The organism is Celeribacter persicus (genome assembly GCF_003050785.1).
Taxonomy (GTDB): domain Bacteria; phylum Pseudomonadota; class Alphaproteobacteria; order Rhodobacterales; family Rhodobacteraceae; genus Celeribacter; species Celeribacter persicus.
In genome coordinates this window covers 1-3,409 of sequence record NZ_QAOH01000062.1, presented here as the reverse complement: position 1 = coordinate 3,409, position 3,409 = coordinate 1, and the positions used below count along the sequence as shown (strand labels likewise).

The window sequence follows — 3,409 nt, the reverse complement described above, 5'->3', positions numbered from 1 at the left end:
ACGATCCAGTAGGATCCTTCCCGCCGTCCGGCGGGAAGGTAGGCACGACAGACGCCTTCGGCATTTTCTGCCAGATCGCGCACGAGGTCTTCGGTCTCGGAATACATGGGTCAACAACCTCCGCGATCATGTAACCTTGCGACAGGACAACGTGCAAGCAGACGATCCAGTATCGCGATACCATCGGCGTCAGTCGGGCAGAACAGCCGCAGCTTCCAACTGATGATCTCCGAGAAGAAGCCATCGGCCTTGAGCCGATCCTTGGCTGCCTCCGAGAAGCCCGACAGTTCGATCCGGTTCGCGCCCATGACGCGCGAGCGGTGCAATTCCATCCCCTCGGCCAGCCGCACCACGGTCTTGCCCTCGAGGACAATGGCATGGACCTGCGCGGCCGTGAGCTTCGGCGCATCGGCTGCAAGGGTGGTCGCGACCCAGGCAGGCGAGACCCGGCGGCCAATGATGCGCTGGCCGTCATCGGTCTGCAGCCGATAGACGCGGGTTTCATCCTGGGGAAGCTGCTTCCAGATCGGCAGCAGCAGACCCGCCACGATGTGCAGCGTGGAGTCCGAAAACTCCGGCACCTCGGCCAGTTCCGCAGTCCACGCCGCAGTGAAGGCCGCGCGGTCGGCCTCGAGCCAGTGGGTGTCCTCCATGACCTTGGCCGGGACCGTGCTGGCATCAAGCGGGCGGATCAGGCGCAGGCGCGGCTCGATGGTCCCATCGTCCAGCATCAGGCTGGTGGCGGGCACCTGCACAGCAGCCCGGCCCGAGCGGCTGTTGATGAGACACCGCGCCTGCGGGTCATCCAGCCATTCGAGCGCATCGGCCAGCGAGGTCGGCGTGTTGCGGCGCTTTTCCGCGATGGTCAGCAGCTGGGTTTCCGCGCCGGAGCCCGGATGGGTGTAGATGACCTGTGCGTCGGTCACCCGGAAGCTCTCGGCACGGAGTGTCTCGAGCCCGAGATCATAGACTCCGGCGGCGATGGCGCCCTCAATTCGCTGATCGAGCAGCTCCTCGAAACCCGCGAACAGCACGGCCTGCATGTCGATCGTCAGCGCCAGCAGGCGATTGAGGAAGGTCGTGATCGGCGGCAGGTCATCCTTCAGCCCGTTGTCATCGGTCAGGCTGAGCCCGGTCGCATCCTCGAAAGCCCCGAGCGAACATCCGGCCAGATCGCCGCGATAGATGCGGCGGTAAAGCTGGCGCAGGGCGTCGCGGGCGTAAGGCGACTCGAGGTTGTCTTCGGGCCGGAACAGCCCTTGCCCGCCAGTCTGGCGCTGGCCGCGCGTTATAGCGCCAAGCGTGTCGAGACGTCGCGCAATGGTCGACAGGAACCGCTTCTCCGCTTTGACATCGGTGGCCACCGGCCGGAACAGCGGCGGCTGCGCCTGGTTGGTTCGGTTGGTGCGTCCGAGGCCCTGAATCGCCGCGTCTGCCTTCCAGCCGGGTTCCAAGAGGTAGTGGACCCGCAGGCGCTGGTTCTTCGCCCCGAGATCGGCGTGATAGCTGCGCCCGGTGCCGCCGGCATCCGAGAAGATCAGGATTCGCTTTTCATCATCCATGAAGGCTTGGGTCTCAGTGAGGTTTGCCGATCCAGCCCGGTTCTCCACCACGAGCCGTGCGGAATGCCCTTCGCCCTTGCGCACGATGCGTCGCGAGCGGCCCGTGACCTCGGCCACGAGATCCGTGCCGAAGCGCTGGACGATCTGGTCGAGCGCCCCCGGCACCGGTGGCAGCGAGGCCAGCTTCTCGATCAGCGCGTCACGACGGCGGACGGCTTCGCGGCATTCGACCGGTTGGCCGTCGCGCGTGACGGGGCGCGAGGAGAGATTGCCTTCGCTGTCGGTGAAAGGCTCGTAGAGCTGCACCGGAAAGGAATGGGCGAGGTAGTCCAGAACATATTCCCTGGGCGTGATGTCACAGCGGATGTCGTTCCACTCCTCGGTTGGGATCTCCGACAGGCGGCGTTCCATCAGTGCCTCACCCGTCGAGACGATCTGGATGACCGCCGCATGGCCCGCAGCCAGATCGGCCTCAATGCTGGAAATCAGCGTGGGGGTCTTCATCGAGGTGAGCAAATGGCCGAAGAAACGCTGCTTGGCGGACTCGAAAGCCGAGCGCGCGGCGGACTTGGCCTGGCGGTTGAGCGTGCCCGACCCGCTCGGCCCGTCGGCCGCGCCAGAAATGTTCGCGGCTTCCAGCGCCGCGGTCAGGTTGTTGTGAATGATGGCGAAGGCCGCGGCATAGGCATCATAAATGCCGCGCTGCTCGGGGCTGAGCGCGTGTTCGAGCATCTCGTATTCGACGCCGTCATAGGAAAGCGACCGCGCCGTGTAGAGGCCGAGCGCCCGCAGGTCGCGGGCCAGAACCTCCATCGCCGCGACACCGCCAGCCTCGATGGCTTCCACGAATTTCGACCGGGTCTGAAAGGAGAAATCCTCTCCACCCCAGAGGCCGAGACGCTGCGCATAGGCGAGGTTGTGGACGGTCGTCGCGCCCGTGGCCGAGACATAGACCACGCGGGCATTCGGCAGCTTGTGCTGCAGGCGCAGGCCCGCCCTGCCCTGCTGCGAGGCCATAGTGTCGCCCCGCTCGCCTTTGCCCCCGGCGGCATTCGCCATGGCATGGCTTTCGTCGAAGAGGATCACCCCGTCGAAATCTGCCCCGAGCCAGTCGACGATCTGGTCGACGCGGGATTTCTTCCCGCCTCGTTCTTCCGAACGCAGCGTCGCATAGGTGGTGAAGAGAATTCCCTCGGTAAGCGGGATGTCGCGGCCTTGGGCAAAGCGCGAGAGCGGCGTGACCAGCAGGCGCTCCTGCCCGAGCGCCGACAAGTCGCGCTGCGCATCTTCCAGCAGCTTGTCGCTCTTTGAGATCCACAGCGCCTTGCGTCTTCCTCGGGCCCAGTTGTCGAGCAAAATCCCGGCCGACTGGCGGCCCTTGCCCGCCCCGGTGCCATCGCCGAGGAAGAAACCCCGGCGGAAGCGGACGGCGTCAGCGGCATCGTCCGGTGCAGCGGAGACCACGTCTCCGGTTTCATCCGCGGTCCAAGACCCAGTGAGATGCGCGCCATGCGCCTCCCCCGCGTAGATGACGGTCTCAAGCTGCGCGTCTGACAGCAGGCCGTCGCGCAGGATGGTCGCCGGAAGCTTGGGGCGATAGCTGGGTTTCGGCGGTGCGACAGAGGCCATGGCCGCCGATTGCACAAGCTTGGTCGGGTGTGGGGCTGCGCCGGGGATGTCGATGGCCTGCAGACGGAAGGTCTCGTAGATCGCATCGGACAGCCGTGCGGCATCTTCGTCCTCGGCGGCGTCACGGAGAGCGTAGTCCAGTTCCTCGGCCTCGATCGGCGTTTCGGGTTTCGCCGGTTGAGCTGCGGAGGTCGCGCGGGATCGGCTGACGGGTTTGC

The 3,409-nt window shown here is 65.7% G+C and carries 1 protein-coding gene; it reads right to left on the bottom strand.

Features of this window, described 5'->3' with window-relative positions:
* Window positions 1-110 precede the first annotated feature (110 nt).
* On the bottom strand, window positions 111-3,409 hold a 3,299-nt coding region (locus tag C8N42_RS20980; RefSeq protein ID WP_107818324.1), incomplete at its 5' end, for a strawberry notch family protein.